Here is a 19,545-nt window from a genome sequence, read left to right on the forward strand (position 1 = left end):
AGCAAAAGCAAGCGCGTCTTTCCTTGCGCTGGACGTTCGGCTCACCCATCTTTGGGGCCTATGACGCTCGATGCCACCCAAGAAATATTGCGCCCGCTCGGTCCCACGGCGCTCGCCCCGTTTGCCGAGACCGCCGACGACGCGCTTCGTCAGATCTTTGGCTACGACGCCTTTCGACCCGGCCAGCGCGAGGTCGTCGAACACCTGCTCGAGGGGCGCGACGCGCTGGTGGTCATGCCCACCGGCTCGGGCAAGAGCCTGTGCTACCAACTCGCCGGCGCCGTGACTCAGGGGGTAACACTGGTCGTCTCGCCGCTTATTGCATTGATGAAAGACCAGGTGGATGCGCTCGCGTCGACGGGGCTGCCGGCGTGTGCGATCAACTCGTCGATCTCGCGGGCGCAGCAGCAGGAGCGCATCGCCGAGATGTACGCCGGCGACTACAAGCTCGTCTACGTCGCCCCCGAGCGTTTTCGCAGTCCCAGCTTTTGCGAGGCGCTCGAGGAGATCGAGATCGGGCTCTTGGCGATCGACGAGGCTCATTGCATCAGCCAGTGGGGACACGATTTTCGCCCCGACTACCGGCGTCTGGCCGAGGTGCGTCGTCGCTTCGGCAGCCCGCAGACGGTGGCGTTGACCGCCACGGCGACCGAGTTCGTCCAGCGCGATATCCTCGAGCAACTCGACATCGACGGCGCCGATATGCTCGTGTCGGGCTTCGAGCGGCCCAACCTTCGCTTCGAAGTCTTCAAGGGCAAGAAGAAGCGCGACAAGATGCGCCATTTACGCACGCTCATCGGCGAGCATACCGGCGAGTCGGTGATCGTGTACGTCGCTTCGCGCAAGCAGGTGAACGCGGTGGGCAAGATGCTCGAGGACGAGGGCGTCTCGGTGGGTCGCTACCACGGTGGGATGTCGGCCAAAAAGCGCACCGAGGCTCAAGAGCGTTGGATGGACGGCGGGGTCGAAGTCATGGTGGCGACCAACGCTTTTGGGATGGGGGTCGACAAGCCGGACGTGCGCGCGGTCATCCACTACAACGCCCCGGGGAGCATCGAGGCGTACTACCAAGAGGCCGGCCGCGCCGGGCGTGACGGAAAGCCTGCGCGCTGCGTGCTGATGTATCGGCGCTCGGACATGCGCATCCACGAGTGGTTTGCCGACAACGCCTATCCGCTGCGCATGCAATTGATTCGGGTGTGGCTGCACCTTCGCTCGTTGGGCCCGGGTGAGCACAAGACGACCCCGGCGAAGCTCGCCAAGGGCGCGCGCGGCCGGGGGCAGAAGCTGCCGCCGATGGTCGTGGGGGCCTGCCTCGACTTGCTGAGCCGCGCCGGGCATATCCGTCGCAAGCGCGGCAGCGTCGAAGTCATCAAAGACGCCGAGCCGCTCGAGCTCGACGTCGACTTCGACCGCCTCGAAGATCGTCGGCACCTGGCCAAAGAGCAGATTCGCAATGTCAGCGACTACGCCGGAGCGCGCGACTGCTATCAGGCCTCCCTCCTCGCCCATTTCGGCAGCGCACCGAGCTTCGGCGAGGAGTGCGGTCATTGTGGTCTTTGCGACCCTCGTTGATGGTGCTTGTTGATGGTGCTTGAAACCGCTCTCCGCTTGCACAGTTTAGCTGCGACGACCACGGATAGTTGACTTCCGCTGTTGAGGAGAACGATGAACCACCGTATCGCCATTATTTACGGCACCACCGAAGGCCACACCCGAAAGATCTGCGAGCACATCGCCCAGACGCTTCGTGACCACGATGATCAGGTCGAGATCGTACTCGGCTCCGAGTTCGACGATGCCTTCGAGCTGAGTGATTTCGACGGCGTCATCGTGGGCGGCTCGCTGCACGCAGGCACCCACCAGCGCTACATCCGCGCCTTTGTCGACGAGCACCTCGAGGAGTTGCAGTCGATGCCCTCGGCGTTCTTCTCGGTGAGCTTGTCGGCGGCGAGTGAGGACACGCGGGACGACGCCCAGGGCGCGCTCGACACCTTCCTCGAGGAGACCGGCTGGACGCCCGAGCAGGCCGAAATCGTAGCCGGCGCGCTCAAGTACACCGAGTACAATTGGTTCAAGCGGTTTGCGATGAAGAAGATCAGCGCCAGCTCCGGCGGAGACACTGACACGAGTCAGGACTACGAGTACACCGATTGGGAGCAGCTCAGCCGCTTCGCCGAAGCGTTTCACGAGCGGTTGGGTTAGAAGCGCGGGCTGACGGGGCGGCGCGAAGTCATCCTATTCGCGCGGGGCGAGAGCAGCGTCAGTTTAGCGCGGGGAAAAAACTTTGGCGCACGAGTCGGGCGCGGAGAGCCTCGATTGTGTACGCCGTGCCGTATTCTTCCACCTCCGTATCGAGAGTGCGAACCCGACGCGGGCAAGGTTCAATCTGCACACGCGTCGTGGCCGATGTATTCGGGGGCGCGGCTCAGTGTGTGAGGCTCTTCATCTTGGTGCATTTCCTTACAACATCATCTTCACAATAGGCTTTAGGTTCTTTTCTTGCCTCGGTCTAGTGAGTGATTTGGTTTGAAATGTATCGCGACATACCTCCACGCCGACAGAGGGCAGTGTGTCGGCTGACGGCAGCTCTTTCGCCGATGCGTGTTTCGCTCGTTCGAAGGCGCGGCGCCGTTAGTTCGGGGACTCGCTGCGTAAATTCACACAGAGCTTGTTGCCAGCAGTATCGCAGGTGCGGGGAGCAGACTGCAGTCGGGGCGACTGATGGGGCAGACAGAACAGCACAAGCTGGAACGGCTCCAAGTGCCGGAGATTGGGGAGATTCTCGATGGCCGCTATCGCGTGCAGGGCGTCATTGCGACCGGCGGGATGGGCGTCATTTTGCGAGCCGAGCAACTGCCGATGGAGCGGTCGGTGGCGCTCAAGTTGCTGCATCCGCATATCGCCGTGGCCGATCCCAATCTGGTGGAGCGTTTTGCGCGCGAGGTGCGATTGGCCAAGCAGCTCAACCATCCCAACACGATTCGCCTGTACGATTTCGGCAAATCCGAGCAGGGCCTGGTGTATGTGGCCATGGAGATGCTCGACGGGATGGACCTCAAGCGGCGCATCGCCCGCGAAGGGGTCATGAGTGTGGGCGCTGCTCTCGAGATCACGCGCCAGATGCTCGACGGGCTGGCCGAGGCCCACGCGCGAGGGTTCATCCACCGAGATCTCAAGCCGAGCAACGTCTTTATCGTCAAGAACCGACGCGGCGAAGACCTGGTGAAGCTGCTCGACTTCGGCATCGCCAAGTCGTTGTCGGACTCGGCGGATCTGACCGGTTCGGGCTCGATCTGCGGCACGCCTTCGTATGTGGCGCCCGAGTACCTGATGCAAGAGCGGCCAGGCAAGCCGGCCGACATCTACGCAGTCGGGTTGATCTTGCTCGAGATGCTCACAGGCCGACAGGTCTTCAAGGGCGAGGCGCCGGTGCAGACGATGATGATGCACCTCAAGCTCGATCCGGACATCCCGGACGAGATCGCCCAGACGCCACTCGCCGAGGTGATCGAGCGGGCGACCGCCAAAGATCCGAACGCGCGTTATCAAGACGCCGAGGAGATGTACGCCGCCGTTTGTGCGGTGATGCGACAGGTCCCGGCAGATCTGAAGGTGCATCGGCCCTCGCTCGCAGCGCTGCCGGATGCAACCGAGGCGGTCGACGAGGAGCTCGACTCGGCCGAGCGAGAGCGGGCGTCGGTCGATACGATCGTGCCCGAGATACCGTCGGGGCTCGACTCGAGCGACGAGCTTCCACAGGCGCAGAGCACACCGTCGTGGGTCGAGCGGGCCGTCTCCTCCGACATCTTTCGACGTGAGCTCGAGCGCCAGCGCTTCGAAGAAGCCCGTCGGGCAGAGGCGTCGAGCCAACGAGCGTCGGCTGATTCCAGCGCCGGCCCTCGGGCGATGGCGCATGGTGGCGGGACGCCCGTGGCCGGCAAGATTGTGGCCGGCAAGATAGGCTCCTACGTGCGTTGGGCGGCGGCCACGATCGCGCTGGCGGCGCTTGTGGGAGTCGGCGTCTTTTGGGCACTCGATCCGGGCGATGCGCCCGAGTTTGTCACGCCGGTGAGTTCGCCATCTGCTGACGACCCGGGCGCCCGTGCATCGACGTCGAGCGAAGCACCTCTCGAGGACGTGGCCGGCAGCGTTTCGGACGAAAAGGAGCAGGCCGAGGCGCGCGGGATTAGCTTCGATTTGGATACCGATCCTGTGGGCGCGACGGTCTACGTAGGGGAACGTGAGGTGGGCCACACACCCACGACCCACAAGGTCATCGAGGAGAAACTGCCCCAGACGGTGCGCTTCGAACTCGAAGGATACGCGCCGAAGCAGGTCGAGTTGACCCGGACTTCGTCGCCGATCGTGGTCGAGATTCTGGAGGAGCAAGAGAGCCAGGCGGTCGAGCCGGCGCGTCGTGCGAGTGCAGAACCTCCCGAGACGTCGCCGACAAAGGCTGAAGGTCAGACCGACACCGCACCAGATTCGCCTGAAGGCAAGGAGGCCACTGCGGAGCGGCTGTCCGACGAGCGCATCGAGCAGGTGATGGATCAGTACCTGCGCGATTGAGTAGAGGCGCCAAGATGACCCATCACGACCCATGGATTGGATGATGGATACTGTAAGTCAAAATGAGCGTATCGGCGCCAGGCGCACACGTATGCGGCGCGTCTGTCCCGTCGTGTGCGCGCTGTTCGTGTTGTGGGGCAGCTTGTCGTGGGCGACGCCGGCCAGTGCCGCTGGAGGAGACGAAGCCGACAAAGTCGAGACGTTTCGCCAGCACGTCGCCCGAGGCGCCAAGCTTCGCAAGCAGCAACAGCACCGTCAGGCGCTCGATCACTTCGAGAAGGCGCGCGCCATCGCCGATCACCCCAAGTTGATGTTCGTCACCGGTGAACTCCACGAGGCGATCGGCGACTGCGCGGCGGCGCGCGCCGACTACGAGAAGGCGCGCTCTGACAAGCGCGCGTCCGAAGCGCTGCGGGCCAAGCTCGAGGAGGCGTTGGCCAATAACAAAGAGTGCGAGAGCCGCGGCCAGCTCGCCCTCGACTGCTCTCCGGCAGACGCCCAGGTGCGCCTCGGGGAGCGCGAGTTGCTCTGCGGGGATCTCGTCGAGTTGGAGGCGGGCTCGCACATGCTGATCGCCTCGGCGCCGGGGCATCGAGAGTTGCAGGTGGAGGTGCAGGTCGAACCCGGCAGCCAAGAGCGCCACGAGGTGCACCTGACCGAGATCCCGCCCCGAGAGGTGAAGCCTGTGGCCGCGGTGCCCGATTGGCTGACCTACAGCGCATACGGCGGGATGGGGCTCGGCGCCACGCTCCTCGTCGCCGGGCTTGCATCGGATGCCTCGGCGGCTAGCCGTCAGGAAGAGCTGCACCAGGCACACTCCCGTGGCGAGTTCGAGCGCACTAATCAATTGGTCTCAGAGGCCGAGTCGGCCCGCACGCGCACCGCACTGCTCTACACGAGTGGAGCGATCGTGGCTGCCGCAGGTGGATTGCTCTGGGTCTACGACGAAGAGGTGGCTGGATGGGTCGCCGGAGACGGTGAGGCGGCTGTGCAGCCGCAGGTATCGGTGGGCAGCGACGGAGCGTCGGTGGGGGCGACGATTCGGTGGTAGAGGCATCAATGGCCAAAATACGACACGAATCATGACGATAGTGATGGATACAATGGTGACGACATGGAGGTCTGGGTGGGGCCGCGCGTTGGCGCTGGCTGCGTGTTGGGCTCTCGTGGGGGCGATGCTCGGCGGGTGCGGAGGCTCGGAGGGACGGGTCTGCGAGACCGACTCGGACTGTGCTTCGGGGGAGCGGTGTGCGACGAGCGGCGGCGTCCTCTTCGGCGAGCGTATCTGTGTCATCGCCGGGCCGATGGAGCCCGCCGACGCCACTTCCGACACGACCGCTGACGCCGACACCGGTGAGGATGGAGATGCCGACGCGGCGCCAGACACCACTGAGCCAGACACCACTGAGCCAGATACCACCGAGCCGGACGCTGCTTTGCCAGACGGAGACGGCGATGGAGTGGCTGATGCAGACGACAACTGCCCGAACGATGCCAACACCACCCAGGCCGACCTCGACGGTGACGACCTCGGCGACGCTTGCGACGACGATATCGACGGCGACGGCGTCGCCAACGGCGGCGACAACTGCCCACAAGCCGCCAACTCGGATCAGGCTGATGCCGACGGCGACGGTCAAGGTGACGCGTGTGACAGCTTCACCGATAGTGATGCCGATGGGATTCGTGACAGCGCCGACAACTGCCCCGATCGGTCGAACCCCGATCAGTCGGACCTCGACAGCGACGGGATTGGCGACACGTGTGACGACGACGCCGACGGCGACGGGATCGACGACGCGACCGACAACTGCCCGCGGGATGCCAACGCGAGCCAAGTCGATTCCGACGGTGACGGCCAGGGCGACGCGTGTGACGGCGATCTCGACGGAGACGGTGTCGCCAACGCACAGGACAATTGTGCGAGCCAGAGCAATCCCGATCAGGCCGACCTCGACAACGACGGGGTGGGAGATGTGTGCGACGCGAACCGCGATGGCGACAACAAGAATAACAACCAGGACAACTGTCCCGACGTCTTCAATCCACCGCAGCGCGATGCCGACAACGACGGTGTGGGCGACGAGTGCGACAACTGCCCAAATACCGCCAATCCGGGTCAAGAGGATTCTGATGCCAACGGGGTAGGTGACGCGTGCCAGAACTGACGCAGGAAAATTCGACGCCCCAGGTTCCCCCGAAGCTGCCGCATATCGGGCAGGTGATCGACGGGCGCTATCGAGTCGAGTCGGTGATCGCGACCGGGGGCATGGGAGTGGTGTTGCGCGCCGAGCACGTGGCGATGGAGCGGGAGGTGGCGCTCAAGCTTCTGCACCCGCATATCGCTGCTACCGACGCGACGATCGTCGAGCGTTTCCATCGTGAAGTACAACTGGCCAAGACCCTCGACCACCGCAACACCATCCGGTTGTATGATTCGGGAAAGACCGAAGAAGGCCTGCTCTTTGTCGCCATGGAGTATCTCGATGGTGAGACGCTCGACGAGCTGCTCGCTCGGCGGGGGGCGTTGCGAGTGTGGCGCGCCGTCGATCTCACCCTGCAGATGCTCGACGGGCTGGCCGAAGCCCACGCGCGAGACTTCGTCCATCGAGACATCAAGCCGAGCAATGTGTTCGTCGCCCGAAACCGCCGCGGCGAAGACGTCGTCAAGCTGCTCGATTTTGGCATTGCCAAGCCGCTGGTCGACGCAGGCGCCGACTTGACCGGCACCGGCACGATCTGCGGCACGCCTAACTACGTGGCGCCCGAGTACTTGCGCTCCGAGCCGATCGGCAAAGCTTGTGACGTATATGCGGTGGGGCTGATCTTGTTGGAGATGCTGTGCGGCCAACGTGTCTTCGAGGGCGATTCGCCCATGGAGACGATGACGATGCGTCTGCAAACGCGCCCCCAGATCCCGTTTCTGATCGAGGAGAGTCCGCTCGCCGGGGTGATTCGAAAGGCCGTGGCCATCCAACCCGAGGATCGCTACGCCGACGCCGACGAGATGTACCGAGCGCTGCGACCCGTCGCCGAACGTCTGCCTGCCGAGTTGCTGGCGCGCCGCGTGGACCGTCCCGAGCCAGTGGGAGCGCCCAGGCCTGCGCCTCAACGCACCGAGGGGTCGTCGCGATCCGCCACGCGTGTGTCGCTGTACCGAGAAGAGCCTTTCGAGCCGGTCGTGTCGCCGCGAGTGGCCGCGGGCGCCGCTGCCGCGCTCGCCGTCCTCGCCGGAGTCGGCGTGGCGCTGCTGCTGAGCGACGACGGTGCGTCGTCGTCGGCTGCGCCCGCGACATCTGCACCCGCCGTACAAATCGCCCCTGTGCATCCCGAGGAGTCCGGCTCCTCCTCGGTCTCATCAACGGAGGTCCCATCAGCGGCAGACTCATCGACCTCGGACTCACCTCCCGTGTCCCTCGAATTCGTCGTCGACAGCGAACCGGCCGGCGCGCGTGTCGAGCGTGGCAATGAGTTTTTGGGTTCGACGCCGCTGAGTGTCGAGGTGCCCCGCGACGAGCTGCCTGCCACGTTGAACCTCGCCAAAGATGGCTTCACGACGGCGTCCGTCGAATTGAGCGCAGACGCATCTGAACTCGTATTCGAGCGTTTGAATCCGCAGTCCCCTCCCGAAGTGGCGCAACCAACGATGGAAGCGACCGAGTCGGTCGAAGCGCCCAAACAACGTCAGAGCAAGCGCTCCGCGCCTCGCTCCCGCAGACCTGCCCCCAAGCCTGTCACAGAGCCCAAGCCTGCAGAAACGAGAGACATTTCAGAGCAGAAAGTCGAGAAGGTCCTCGACGAACTCTTGGTCGAGTAACACCGTCTTCCCAAACTTTGACACTGTTTCGCCGCCCGTGGTACCGTGTCCATAACCGGATCCAAACATTGATTGGACGATTCCCCTCACTTGGCAGTAGCATTAGGGGTGGTTTAGAACAGACCTCTCGGAATTGAGGTGGCAGCCGTGTCTGGGCTCGATAGCCCGGCGCGGAACATGTCAGGGTGGCGGATGGCGACGAGCGAACAGGCAAAACTCGACCGGCTCAAGATGCCGGATATCGGGGACCTGCTCGATGGGCGGTACCGTATTCAAGCGGTACTGGCCACTGGGGGCATGGGGGTGGTGTTGCGCGCCGAGCAGCTCCCGATGGAGCGGCCGGTGGCGATCAAACTGCTGCATCCACATATCGCCGCGGGGAACGAGAAGCTCTTGGGCCGCTTCGAGCAAGAGGTGCGCCTGGCCAAGCTCCTCAACCACCCCAACACCATTCGCCTGTACGACTTCGGCGAGTCGAGCGAAGGCCTGGTGTATGTGGCCATGGAGTTCCTCGACGGGCGGGACCTGAAGCGATTGATCGCTGAAGAAGGCTGTCTGCCCGTGGGACGAGCCGTCGAAATCACACGACAGATGCTCGACGGGCTGGCCGAAGCTCACGCTCACGACTTCATCCACCGCGACCTCAAGCCGAGCAACGTCTTCGTCACCGAGAACCGCCGCGGTGAAGACGTCGTCAAGCTGCTCGATTTCGGCATCGCCAAGAGTCTCGATGGAAGCGACGTCGACCTGACCGGGTCGGGGTCGATCTGCGGCACGCCTGGCTATGTCGCCCCGGAATACCTGCAAAGTGAGTCGCTCGAGAAGGCGTCGGACATCTATGCGGTCGGGTTGATTTTGCTCGAGATGCTCATCGGCCAACGCGTCTTCAAAGGAGACGGGGCGGTGCAGACGATGATGATGCACCTGCAGATCGACCCCGACATTCCGCCCGAGATCGAGCGCACCCCGTTGGCGCCGATCATTCGCAAAGCGACGTGCAAGCGACCCGAGGAACGCTACGCCGACGCCGATCAGATGTTGCAGGCGCTCGAAGCAATCATCGAGGAGCTACCCCAGGACCTGCGCGTCGATGGCTACGAGTCCCCGCAGTCGCAAGGCGTCTCCGAGAAGGCGGTCACGCCGCCACCCAAGGTCGAGAAAAAGTTGGCAGGGGGGTCCGAGTCCACCTCGCTCGAAGAAGACTCGAGTGCATCCATCCCCGAGCCCGAGCCCACGCCGATCTCGGTGGCCAATCATCAATCGGGGCCGCATTCGCTCGAGCCGCCGCAGCCGAAAGCCGATTCGTCAGCTCTGTCACCACCACCTCTCAAGTTGCCCAAGCCGTCGGTGTCGAAGCGGCCGGCGCCCAAGCCGCCGGTGTCGAAGCCGCCAGTGCCCAAGCCAGCCCAGTCTGAGCCGAGCCAGTCTGAGCCGAGCCAGTCCGAGCCGAGCCAGTCTGAGCCTGCGAAGCAAGGCGAGCCGGTGCGCGCTGCTGTCCCCGAGGGCGAGACGGGAGAGTTGGGCGTCGATGACGCCGATTTCTTCGCGGCCGATTCCAACAAGAAGGTCTGGATGATAGGCGGCGGCGCCAGCGCGTGTCTTGTGATCGCGCTGTTTGGGTTTTTGATGACGGATCCGGGCGAGGCGCCCGAGATCGACGCTGGGGACGACGAGGCGGCTGCTGCCGAGCGTAGCGGCGAGCCCGAATCGGCAGCCGACGGGGCCGAAGCCGGGGCAACGAGAGCCTTGGCGGCCACAGAAGATGCAGGCGGCGACGCGGCTGGGGCCGACGAGGTCAAAAAGCTTCGCTTCGATCTCGACACAGATCCGAGCGGAGCGACGGCGCGAGTCGGGGAGCAGGTCCTTGGAACGACGCCGCTGGTCTATCAGGTCGCGGTCGAGGAGCTTCCACAGACGGTGCATTTCGAGCAAGAGGGGTATGCCGTCAAGACGACCGAGCTGACCGAGGAGAGTTCGCCGATCGTGGTGGAGGTGCTCGACAAGCTCGACAAGAAGGTCGAGCGCGATGACGGGGCGCGAGGGTCCGAGCGTGCAGGCAGCCGGCGCGGAGGGGCGCGAAATGGCAAGGGCCGCAAGGCCGGCGGGGAGAGAAAGGAGAAGCTCTCCGATGATAAAGTCGAGAAGGTGCTCGACGAATTTTTGGTGGAGTGAGATTTGGTCGCAACATTGCGCACAGAGAGAATGAATCGGGGGAGTGTAGCGTGCGCGGTCGCTCTGTTGATCGCGCTCGGCCCATTGGGAGCCGGTGCCGAGGAGTCGGCCTCGCTCGAGCAGTTTCGGGCTCACGTCAAGCAGGCCGTCGAGCATCGAAAGGCGGGTGATTTACGCCAGGCCATCGCCGAGTTCGAGAAGGCGCGTGCCATCGCCGATCACCCCAAATTTGCGCTGGCCGTCGGCCGCATCTACGAGCAAATCGGCGATTGTGGGGCTGCAAAGGCGGAGTTCGAGCGCGGCCGTGACGATGGGCGAGCCAGTGGAAAGCTGCGCAAGAAGTTCGACGAGGCGTTGGGCGCCAACGCCGCCTGCGTCGACCGCGGCGAATTGGCCGTCGAGTGCGCCCCCGAAGAGGCCGAGGTGGCGGTCGGAGAGCAGAGCGAGACGTGCCCAGCCACGTTTACGCTGCCCGCCGGCGAGCACCAGGTGCGTGTGTCGGCGCCTGGGCGAGTGGCCCAGACCGTGACGGTGAGCGTGGAGCCGGCCGGCCAGCATCGCCGAAAGGTCGAACTCGGCACTCCCTGGCAAAAACCTGCAGTGACTTATACCAAATACGGCGCGATTGGGCTTGGCGGCGCGCTCATCCTCGGCGGCATCATCTCGGATGCCTCGGCCAGCTCACGCCAAGACGAACTCGCCGCGGCGTCGGCCGACGGCGATGTCCGCCGCGCCGAGGCACTGGCCGCCGAAGCTGATTCGGCGCAGGGGCGCACGGTCGCGCTGTACACGGTGGGCGCCCTGTTCGCCGCCGGAGGTGCTGCGTTGTGGGTCTACGACGCCGAGGTCGAGGCGTGGCTCGGCGGCGGTGACGCCGTCGGCGCGAAGGGCGACTCTCAGGGCGCTCAGGTGGGCGTTTCGACCAATGGTACGGGCGTTTGGGGGACGGTGCGATGGTAGACAATCCCATGAAACGAATGCGACGTGCGTGTGTGCTGGTGGTGCTGGCGGTGGGCCTGCTCGGCTCGACGGGCTGCGGCGGAGAGGGGCAGACGTGCTCGTCGGACGCCGACTGCGCCCAGGGCTACAGTTGTGTGTCGAGCGGCGGCGTCTTCTTCGGAGACAGCGTGTGTGTCGTCACCGACGAGGCGGCGCTCACAGACGCCGGCAGTGGCGGCGATACCTCGAGCGCGGACGTCGGCGGCGACACCGCTGCGGTCGACTCGGACGACGATGGCGTGGGTGACGCGCAGGACAATTGCCCCCAAGTGGCCAATACCGATCAGGCCGATCTCGACAGCGACGGTGTGGGCGACGCGTGTGACGACGACCGCGACGGGGACACCATCCCCGACAGCTCGGACAACTGCGCGGAGGCTGCCAACGCCGATCAGGCCGACACCAATGGCGACGGCATCGGCGACGCCTGCGATCCCGACATCGACGGCGATGGGGTGGCCAACGGCAGCGACAACTGCGAGACGGTCGAGAATATCGACCAGCGCGACGTCGATCGCGACGGCATCGGTGATGCCTGCGATGACAACAGCGACGGCGACAACCATCCCGACGCGACCGACAACTGCCCCTACGACTTCAACCAGCCCCAGAAGGACTTCGACGGCGACGGGGTGGGCGATGTGTGCGACAACTGCCCCGCCACGGCCAACGCCGATCAGGCCGACGCCGATGGCGACGGGGTGGGCGACGTCTGCGAGTAAGGCGGGTGACAAACCAAGCGGGCGCCGAAAAAGCGGGCGCAGAGTGTCGGGAATGCGCCTGGCGCCCGGTTCGTTGACTGGACATGGCGAGGAGGGAACTCCCGGGCGATGATTCGTTCGAGAGTTGGTTTCGAGCACATCAATTTTGTCGTTTTAAAAGCCTTGACACTGCCGGGGACCCCGAGTATGTTCCCCGCCCTGCCGCGATCGTCCGGTGGGCGTTTCTTCGGAAGCGCTGGGACACACGGCATGGGTTTATGGTGGATGTAGCTCAGTTGGTTAGAGCGCAGGTTTGTGGTACCTGAGGTCGCGGGTTCAATTCCCGTCATCCACCCTGTTTGACCACGAGTGTGAGTTTCGAAGCGCACCCGTGAGGATTGGCGGTCAACAACGCCATTTGCGCCCGTAGCTCAGCTGGATAGAGCGCCGGACTTCGAATCCGTAGGTCGTAGGTTCGACTCCTACCGGGCGTGCTGTTTTGCAACGCGACGCCTGAGGCGATCGCCCACAACTGCAAGATGTATGTGCCGAGTTGATAGCTATCGACTCGGCTTTCTTTTAGCTATCGACTCGACTTTTTTCTTTAGAGTCGCGTCTGCGAGGGTGGCGGAATTGGTAGACGCGCTGGATTTAGGTTCCAGTGGAGTAATTTCCGTGGGGGTTCGAGTCCCCCCTCTCGCATCCCCACATCGAATCCGACAAGTCACACGTCAAGCAAGAACAAAAGAGGAGATTCCATGCCTTACGAGGTGGAAGAAACCGGAGATCTGACGCGCACCGCTCAGGTCACCGTGCCGGTCGAAGAGTATAATAATCGGGTCAACAAAGCCCTCAAAGAGTTGTCCAAAGACGTCAAGATCCGTGGCTTCCGCAAGGGCAAGGTGCCCCTGTCGGTCATGAAGAAGCGCTACGGCGCCAGCGTCCAGCAGGACGTCATCGAGAACCTGGTCAACGACAAGCTCAACCTGATCATCTCCGAGAGCGAGCAACCGGTCATCCACGTCGGCCAGCCCAGCGTGGAGTCGGGCCCCGAAGAGGAAGGCGGACTGCAGTTCAAGGTCGACCTCGAGCTTCGCCCCGAGATCGATCCCATCGGCTACCTGGGCCTGCAGCTCACCCGTGAGAAGGCCGAGGTGTCCTCCGAGGATATCGACCAGCGCCTCGAGGCGATGCGTCACCAGTACGCCACCCTCGAGCCCATCGAGTTCCGCGACAAGATCGAAGAAGGCGACGTGGTCACCTTCGATTACCACGCGCTCGGCGCCGACGAGAACGAGGCGCTCGCCGAGATCAAAGGCGAAGGCGCTCAGCTCGAAATCGGCCAGGGCCAGTCGATCCCGGGCCTCGAAGAGGGTCTGATCGGCGCCGGCTTCGACGAGACCGTCGTCGTCGACGTCACCCCGGACGAAGGCTTCCCGGTCGAAGAGCTGCAGAACGAGACCATCCAACTGCAGATCGACATCAAGTCGGTCAAAAAGGAGGTCCTCCCCGAGCTCGACGACGACTTCGCCAAGGATACCGGCCAGGCCGAGACCCTGCTCGAGCTTCGCGGCCAGATTCGCGAAGAGCTCGAAGAGGAACTCGAGCACCAGGCGATGCACGCCGCCGAAGATCAGCTCGTCGACAAGCTTCTCGAGCAAAACGAGTTCGATCTGCCGCCGCAATTCGTCGAGGCTCAGGTCGACCGCGAGCGTCGCCAGCGCATGCAGATGCTCCAGCAGTTCATGCAGCAGGGCATGGATCCGGCCGAGCTTGGCATCGACATCGAGGAGTTCACCGGCGGTGAAGAGCTCGAAAGCGACGTCAAAGACCGCATCCGCACCGACTTCTTGCTGCTTGCGATCGCCGAGAAAGAAGATCTCGAGCTCGAGCAGGAAGACCTGATGAACTACATCCAGCACCAGGCTCGCCACAGCCGCATGTCGCCGCAGCAGTTCATGCAGCAACTCATGCAGAGCCAAGAGCAGCTTCGCCAGGCCAACATGATGGCGCTGCTCGAAAAGACCAAGCACTTCTTGCTCGAAAAGGCCGATTTCGAAGAAGTCGAGCCGTCCGAGGAAGAAGAGGTCGAGGAAGCCGAAGAAGCCGAAGAAGCCGAAGAAGCCGAGGAGGCTGTCGAGGCTGCTGAAGCTGAAGAGACCGAAGAGGCTGCCGAGGAAGAAGCCGAAGAGGCCGACGAAGAAGAGGCCGACGAGGACGAAGAAGAAGCCGAAGAGGCCGCTGAAGAAGAGGCCGACGAGGACGAAGAAGAGTAAGTTTCGCTCCTGTTCGGATTGCTTTGAAGGCAGTCCTCCGTTAGGCTGGGAGTGTATGCGATAGGGAACAGAGTTCCCGCAGTAGACACTTTTCTAGCGGACGCGATGGCTGCCAACTTCAAGCCATATCTATCTTCAGGAACGATTGCTGCCGGCGCGGTCGGCGTACTTGCGCTGTATGGCAGTGATCAATGGCTCGAGCCGATGATGCCCCTCATGTTGGGGGCCGCCGCCGCTCTGCCGATCAGTATCGTGGGCGCGTTGCTCCTCCATCCGGAGGCTCGCAACGCGCCTTCGCGTTTCTTGGTGATCGGGCTGACCGCGCTGGTCGGCGCCCTCGTGGGCGTCGGCGTGCCTGCGCTGTGGCTCGCCCCCCAGGTGCGCGCGGGCGTCGCCAAAGCCGCGCCGTCGGCCGTCGATCTGTACGGCGCGCTCGAAGATCCCGACCAAAATGTGCAGCTCGAAGCGTGCCGCCAACTCTTCGCCGGCCACGGCGAGCTCGACGGTATCTCGGACGCCCTGACCGGGCGGCCGCGCCTGGCGACGCGCTGCCTGACCGACGTCGGCGAGGCCAACCGCGCTGCTATCGTCGCCGCCAACCTCGAAAGCGACTGGTACAAGCGCCTGATGACCCAGGCGCCGGTCGATGACGAAAACCAGTGCCTGCATGCCCAGGCGCTGGTTTCGCTTCCGGTCGACGCCGGGGCCAAGCAAACCGACCTGCTCAACTGCGCGTTTCGCTCCCCTTCCAAAGCCAAGCGGACTTGCTGTGCCGACAGCCTCACCCAGATGAACGCCTCGTGTGAATCGCTGGCCGGGTCGATCGACGCCGGCAAGCTGGTGCGCTCGGGCGCGGCTGCCGACTTGATGGCGCTGAGCTTCGGTGAAGCGACCGCCAAACGCGAGTTCTCCGAGATCGCGAGCAAGGTCGACCTGACGTGCGAGAAGATGCAGATGGTCGGCGTGCAACTCGCCTGCGTGGCGCTGGGCGGCGAATCGAACCGCACTCGCGCCCGCGAGGTGCTCGACTGGTTGGTCGACGAGAACGACCGCTGCCTCGACGGGCAGCGCGGAGAGTCGTCGGTCACCCCCAGCCAAGTGTGCGACGCGCTCATCGAGCGTATCCAACGCCAGGGAAAGGTCGACGGCGACATGGTCTGCAAGAGCCACCAAAAGGTGCTCCAAGAGCAGGCCGCGCTCATGGAGGAGATCAAAGGGCTGAGCGCCGAGGAGAGCGCCGCGCTCGCCGGACAGATCTCGGCGGGCAACTCTCAGGCCTCCGACCAGATGCTCTCCCTCGATCAGTTCGCCGCCGCCGCCCAGAGCAACCGCGGCGAGGCGCTCAAATCGTACAACAAGGAGCAGGTGCGCCAGATGATGGAGCGTGCTCGCCAGCAGGCACCGTCGCCCGAAGAGCTCGGCACCAAGCCGTTCCAGAACCTGCAAGCCATTCAAGACACCGCCAACAAGATGATGGGTGAGGACAAGGCGCAGGCGCAGTTCATAGAGAGCCGAATCACGCCCAACACCGAGGTACTCGGCGAGAAGACCAAGAAGGGCATGGAGCAGATTCAAGGCGCACAAAAGCTTCTAAAAGGCGAGCAGGCGAAGGCCAAGCACGAGCACAAGCGCGATAAATAGGCCGGTGATGAGGACAGTTGCCCCCACCGATGTGACAACTTGTCGCACCCCGATCGCCTCAGAAGGCCTTCAGTGGCACGCAAGACCGCTTGGCGCGGCTTATGCTTTAAGTAAACGATGGACAGTTGACTTCTCTAGAATGAAACCGAGGAAAGTGGCCCGATGAAAGAGGCGCACAACAATCTAGTGGTCCTCGCCGCCAAGGCAGGGGGGCACGTGACCGCGACGCTGGTGATTGCAGCGCTGCTGGGCGTTGTGGCTGCCGATCTGAGCGCGCTCGAGCTTCTGTTCCAGGCTACCTGGGCCGGCGGCTACGATCCGAATTGGGGCGCGCTGGCGCTGCACCTGGGCCTGTCGGCCGCGGTGTGGGGCTCGGGCGTCGTCCTGTGGCGCGTGTTGCAAAAGCGCGGCAAAAAGGCGGTCAAGGTCTACAAGGCGCGCGGAGCGGTGATGCTCGAGACGCTCGTGGCGCTGGTTCCCTTTTTGCTGCTCACCAGCGGCATCGCTCAGTACGCCATGATCAACGTGGCCGGCATTATCAGCGATCTGGCGGTCTATCAGGCCGCGCGCACGGCGTGGCTGTGGCAGCCGGAGGCCGAGATCGGCCGCAACGGCGTCAACATGGACGATGTGGAGTTCCGAGCGCGCACAGCCGCGGCGCTGACCTTGGCGCCGACGGCGGCGTCGAACTTCACGGTCGGTCGCAACAACCCGGGCGGCAGTGGGCCTCCCTTTCGGCGCATCCGCACGGCGGTGGCCGCCAGCTTCAACCAGTTTCCGGTCTCCGGCGAAAACTTCTGGATCCAGACCAACTACAACTGGGCGTTCTTCGGCAACCAGAACATGAACGCCAGCGCCGAAAACCTGACGTTTACGCGGGCCCTGGACTCGGATTCATTTTACCTGCGCGCCGGTCGCAAGGTGACCTCGGCGTGGATGTGCCTCGAAGACTTCGAAATTATCGACGAGAACGACGAGGTGGGCGCGCGCTTCACCTACCAGTACGCGCTGCTGTTCCCGTGGTTCGCCTACATCTTTGGCGACACGGCGACCATCGCGACCCGTTTTGCGCACCACATGCCCATTCGGCGTGAGATGACGTTCCCCGAGCAGCCGGATATGTAAGATGACGACCGACTCGTACGGCGAGCCCGGTCAACGAGAGAGAGCCATGAGACGAGAGACACTCCTGCAAAAAATGCGCGACTTGATGATGCGTACGCACCGCGACGAGAGCGGTGCGATCCTCATGTTGTGCTTTGCGGCGTGTCTGTTCTTGTTCATGGTTAGCTTGATCATCTTCGACGCCGGCGCGCTGTCGCGCGACAAGGTCGACGTGCAGATGGCCGCCGACACCGCCGGCTACAGCCAGGCGGCCGTCAAAGCGCGGGCCATGAACATGGTCGCGTTTGCCAACGTGGGCAAGCGCACCATCAGCGGCATCCGCAACATGTACTACACCCAGTACCCGAGCTACATGAGCTGGCTCGACGGCCAGTGCAGTCGGTGCTGCTGTGGGTGGTTCTGTGGCTGTTGGAATGCGTGCTTCAACTGTATCGGCAACTGGATCTCACTGGTGCCCATCTTCGAGGGTATCGACTACATCTTCTTTATCATCGGGCGTATCGCCGGGGATACGTTGACCGATCATCTGGAGGCGCTCGACACCTACCAAAAAGAGATGGTCGAGTATGCGCCGTACTGGGCGTTGGGCGAGGCGGTCATCCGCGGGGTGCGAAACGGCGCCAACGTGGTCACCACCTTCCCGATGCCGGATAACACCACCTACGGCAAATTACCGCTCAAAAAGGACACCGGTTTCCCGGCGGCCGTCGAGACGTGCCTGGCGCCGACCTACGTGTGGAACCCGTCGAGCCCGGGCAGCCTTTTGGAGTGGCAGCGCAACTTCCAGGAACTCAAGAACAATAGCGTCAGCTCGCCGAATATCGCCTCGAAGGGGCCGCGAGAAGTGGTCAGTATTGCCAACTCGTGGACGGGCTGCTTTTTGGGAGCGCTCCTGCCCAAAGAGGCCGAACTGTCACCGCCGTACTACCTGACGGCGACGGGCGACTCGGGTGAGGCGTACATGAAGAAGTCCAACATCATCTGGAGCTATCGCTTCAACGAGGACTATGCCGGCCAGCTTCGCGACAACTACGACGCCGTGATCGACAAGGACTACTCGACCAACATTATCGGCCTGCCCGAAGGCGGCGTGTGGAGCATGGCGCGCAGCGAGATCTACTACAAGCCGGACAACGACCCGAACCTGTTCGAGGGCCCCCACGCCATGTGGATGTTCCACCCGAGTTGGATCGGCAAGCTGCGCCCGGTAACGCTCAAAAATGAGGACATGCCCGTCGACCCGAGCGACATGTGGTCGGAGGCGCGTGGGCTGGCGATGAAGCAGGCGCCGCTATTCGGCGTGGACATGGGCACCATGTTCAACGACCTGCTCTACATGGAGAAGGTCAGCCGGGGCATGGACGGCAAAATTGACGGCAAGGAGGTGCTCGATGGCATCGCCAAATGAGCACGAGCACAACCAGGCGGAGCTTGAGCGCGAGCGATGGAGCTGGTTTGGCCTGCGGGCGCTGTCGGCGTTCGACCGCGACGAGCGCGGCACGGCCATGACCGAGTTCATCATCACCTTGCCGGTATTCATCATCATCTGGGTGGGCATGCTCAACCTGTATCAGGTCGAGCGCCAGAGCGTGCGCGTCAAAATCGAGGCGGGCAAGCAGATGTGGGTGAACGCCATGGATGTCGCCGACGGCGGTCTGATGGCTCCGTTCGACTCGGGCGTGCCCCTGATGGCCGCCGCCAATGCCATGGGCGACATCAACTCGTATCCCAGTGAAAACGGCGACTGGATGGCCCAGATCAAAAACCTGCGCATGATGGGCGACGGCAGCGTCGGCGAGAGCAAAGGCGCAATGCTGCCGCTCGACCTGACCGGCGAGGACCCCTCGGGCAACGTGCCCGGCGAGAACCTGAGCGCCTACCCGCAGGACATGCTCGACGATTCGCGCTGGAATATGCTGACCTCGGCCTCCGGGGCGCTGTCGGTGTACGCGCTCGACATCCCGCTGTCGTTCATCGGGCCGAACCAGACGCCCGCCGCCGGCATGCGCTACGGCATGTCGGTGGGCTACCAAGAGAACACCTTCGAGGTCGCCGGTCGAAGCCGCACCTACAAGGCAGCCTACGACGTGCTCAACACCCCGGTCGACAAGCCCGGCTTCATCGAAGACTTGATCGTCGTGCCGGGCTTCTCGCGCCTGATGGCCGAAGACGATCCGTGCTTGAGCAACGTGTTGTCGCTCAACACCGACATGGGCTACATGAGCAACTGCCGCTGATTGGA

At 63.6% G+C, this 19,545-nt stretch carries 14 protein-coding genes and 3 tRNA genes; all 17 read left to right on the forward strand.

Annotated elements, in window-relative coordinates; genetic code table 11:
• The first annotated feature begins 60 nt into the window (after window positions 1-60).
• The gene (locus tag FIV42_RS13835) at window positions 61-1,575 is read left to right on the forward strand and encodes a RecQ family ATP-dependent DNA helicase (protein WP_168210632.1); all 1,515 of its coding nucleotides are present in this window, start codon (window positions 61-63) and stop codon (window positions 1,573-1,575) included.
• Between the two features lie 93 nt (window positions 1,576-1,668).
• Window positions 1,669-2,205 (forward strand): menaquinone-dependent protoporphyrinogen IX dehydrogenase, encoded by a 537-nt coding sequence (gene hemG, locus FIV42_RS13840; RefSeq protein WP_141198268.1) that lies wholly within the window; start codon window positions 1,669-1,671, stop codon window positions 2,203-2,205.
• A 519-nt stretch (window positions 2,206-2,724) separates the two neighbouring features.
• On the forward strand, window positions 2,725-4,572 hold the full coding sequence (locus FIV42_RS13845) for a serine/threonine-protein kinase (protein WP_141198269.1): 1,848 nt from the start codon (window positions 2,725-2,727) through the stop codon (window positions 4,570-4,572).
• 43 nt (window positions 4,573-4,615) lie between these two features.
• A complete protein-coding gene (locus tag FIV42_RS30715) occupies window positions 4,616-5,623 on the forward strand; it encodes a tetratricopeptide repeat protein (RefSeq protein ID WP_222615456.1) in 1,008 nt (335 codons plus the stop codon).
• A gap of 55 nt (window positions 5,624-5,678) precedes the next feature.
• The gene (locus FIV42_RS31305) at window positions 5,679-6,740 is read left to right on the forward strand and encodes a thrombospondin type 3 repeat-containing protein (RefSeq protein ID WP_223178632.1); all 1,062 of its coding nucleotides are present in this window, start codon (window positions 5,679-5,681) and stop codon (window positions 6,738-6,740) included.
• Window positions 6,728-8,389, forward strand: coding sequence for a serine/threonine-protein kinase (locus tag FIV42_RS13855; protein ID WP_141198271.1), 1,662 nt, complete (start codon window positions 6,728-6,730; stop codon window positions 8,387-8,389). Before FIV42_RS31305 ends, FIV42_RS13855 begins: the two co-directional genes overlap by 13 nt.
• A 192-nt stretch (window positions 8,390-8,581) precedes the next feature.
• Window positions 8,582-10,561 (forward strand): serine/threonine-protein kinase, encoded by a 1,980-nt coding sequence (locus FIV42_RS13860; RefSeq protein ID WP_168210633.1) that lies wholly within the window; start codon window positions 8,582-8,584, stop codon window positions 10,559-10,561.
• A 30-nt stretch (window positions 10,562-10,591) separates the two neighbouring features.
• Complete coding sequence (locus FIV42_RS13865; protein WP_141198273.1) at window positions 10,592-11,521, forward strand: PEGA domain-containing protein; 930 nt, start codon at window positions 10,592-10,594, stop codon at window positions 11,519-11,521.
• Between the two features lie 8 nt (window positions 11,522-11,529).
• Window positions 11,530-12,282, forward strand: a complete 753-nt coding sequence (locus FIV42_RS31435; protein ID WP_222615458.1) for a thrombospondin type 3 repeat-containing protein — start codon at window positions 11,530-11,532, stop codon at window positions 12,280-12,282.
• A 260-nt stretch (window positions 12,283-12,542) separates the two neighbouring features.
• A tRNA-His gene (locus FIV42_RS13875) sits at window positions 12,543-12,616 on the forward strand.
• A 65-nt stretch (window positions 12,617-12,681) separates the two neighbouring features.
• Window positions 12,682-12,755: transfer RNA gene (locus tag FIV42_RS13880), tRNA-Arg, on the forward strand.
• A 124-nt stretch (window positions 12,756-12,879) separates the two neighbouring features.
• A tRNA-Leu gene (locus tag FIV42_RS13885) sits at window positions 12,880-12,963 on the forward strand.
• 56 nt (window positions 12,964-13,019) lie between these two features.
• Entirely contained in the window at window positions 13,020-14,537 is a 1,518-nt protein-coding gene (tig, locus tag FIV42_RS13890) for a trigger factor (RefSeq protein WP_141198275.1), read from the forward strand.
• A 105-nt stretch (window positions 14,538-14,642) separates the two neighbouring features.
• Window positions 14,643-16,178 (forward strand): sulfite exporter TauE/SafE family protein, encoded by a 1,536-nt coding sequence (locus FIV42_RS13895; RefSeq protein ID WP_141198276.1) that lies wholly within the window; start codon window positions 14,643-14,645, stop codon window positions 16,176-16,178.
• 162 nt (window positions 16,179-16,340) lie between these two features.
• Complete coding sequence (locus FIV42_RS13900; RefSeq protein ID WP_141198277.1) at window positions 16,341-17,303, forward strand: hypothetical protein; 963 nt, start codon at window positions 16,341-16,343, stop codon at window positions 17,301-17,303.
• 46 nt (window positions 17,304-17,349) lie between these two features.
• The gene (locus FIV42_RS13905; RefSeq protein WP_168210634.1) at window positions 17,350-18,711 is read left to right on the forward strand and encodes a TadE/TadG family type IV pilus assembly protein; all 1,362 of its coding nucleotides are present in this window, start codon (window positions 17,350-17,352) and stop codon (window positions 18,709-18,711) included.
• Complete coding sequence (locus FIV42_RS13910; RefSeq protein WP_141198279.1) at window positions 18,695-19,540, forward strand: TadE/TadG family type IV pilus assembly protein; 846 nt, start codon at window positions 18,695-18,697, stop codon at window positions 19,538-19,540. Before FIV42_RS13905 ends, FIV42_RS13910 begins: the two co-directional genes overlap by 17 nt.
• Window positions 19,541-19,545: the final 5 nt, after the last annotated feature.

Origin of the sequence: Persicimonas caeni, from assembly GCF_006517175.1 — a bacterium.
Taxonomy (GTDB): domain Bacteria; phylum Myxococcota_A; class Bradymonadia; order Bradymonadales; family Bradymonadaceae; genus Persicimonas; species Persicimonas caeni.

Bases quoted from the DNA above. Each gene is read 5' to 3' on its own strand.
- FIV42_RS13835 (WP_168210632.1), top strand. From the start codon at position 61: ATGACGCTCGATGCCACCCAAGAAATATTGCGCCCGCTCGGTCCCACG.
- hemG (WP_141198268.1), top strand. From the start codon at position 1,669: ATGAACCACCGTATCGCCATTATTTACGGCACCACCGAAGGCCACACC.
- FIV42_RS13845 (WP_141198269.1), top strand. From the start codon at position 2,725: ATGGGGCAGACAGAACAGCACAAGCTGGAACGGCTCCAAGTGCCGGAG.
- FIV42_RS30715 (WP_222615456.1), top strand. From the start codon at position 4,616: ATGGATACTGTAAGTCAAAATGAGCGTATCGGCGCCAGGCGCACACGT.
- FIV42_RS13860 (WP_168210633.1), top strand. From the start codon at position 8,582: ATGGCGACGAGCGAACAGGCAAAACTCGACCGGCTCAAGATGCCGGAT.
- FIV42_RS13865 (WP_141198273.1), top strand. From the start codon at position 10,592: ATGAATCGGGGGAGTGTAGCGTGCGCGGTCGCTCTGTTGATCGCGCTC.
- FIV42_RS31435 (WP_222615458.1), top strand. From the start codon at position 11,530: ATGAAACGAATGCGACGTGCGTGTGTGCTGGTGGTGCTGGCGGTGGGC.
- tig (WP_141198275.1), top strand. From the start codon at position 13,020: ATGCCTTACGAGGTGGAAGAAACCGGAGATCTGACGCGCACCGCTCAG.
- FIV42_RS13895 (WP_141198276.1), top strand. From the start codon at position 14,643: ATGGCTGCCAACTTCAAGCCATATCTATCTTCAGGAACGATTGCTGCC.
- FIV42_RS13900 (WP_141198277.1), top strand. From the start codon at position 16,341: ATGAAAGAGGCGCACAACAATCTAGTGGTCCTCGCCGCCAAGGCAGGG.
- FIV42_RS13905 (WP_168210634.1), top strand. From the start codon at position 17,350: ATGAGACGAGAGACACTCCTGCAAAAAATGCGCGACTTGATGATGCGT.
- FIV42_RS13910 (WP_141198279.1), top strand. From the start codon at position 18,695: ATGGCATCGCCAAATGAGCACGAGCACAACCAGGCGGAGCTTGAGCGC.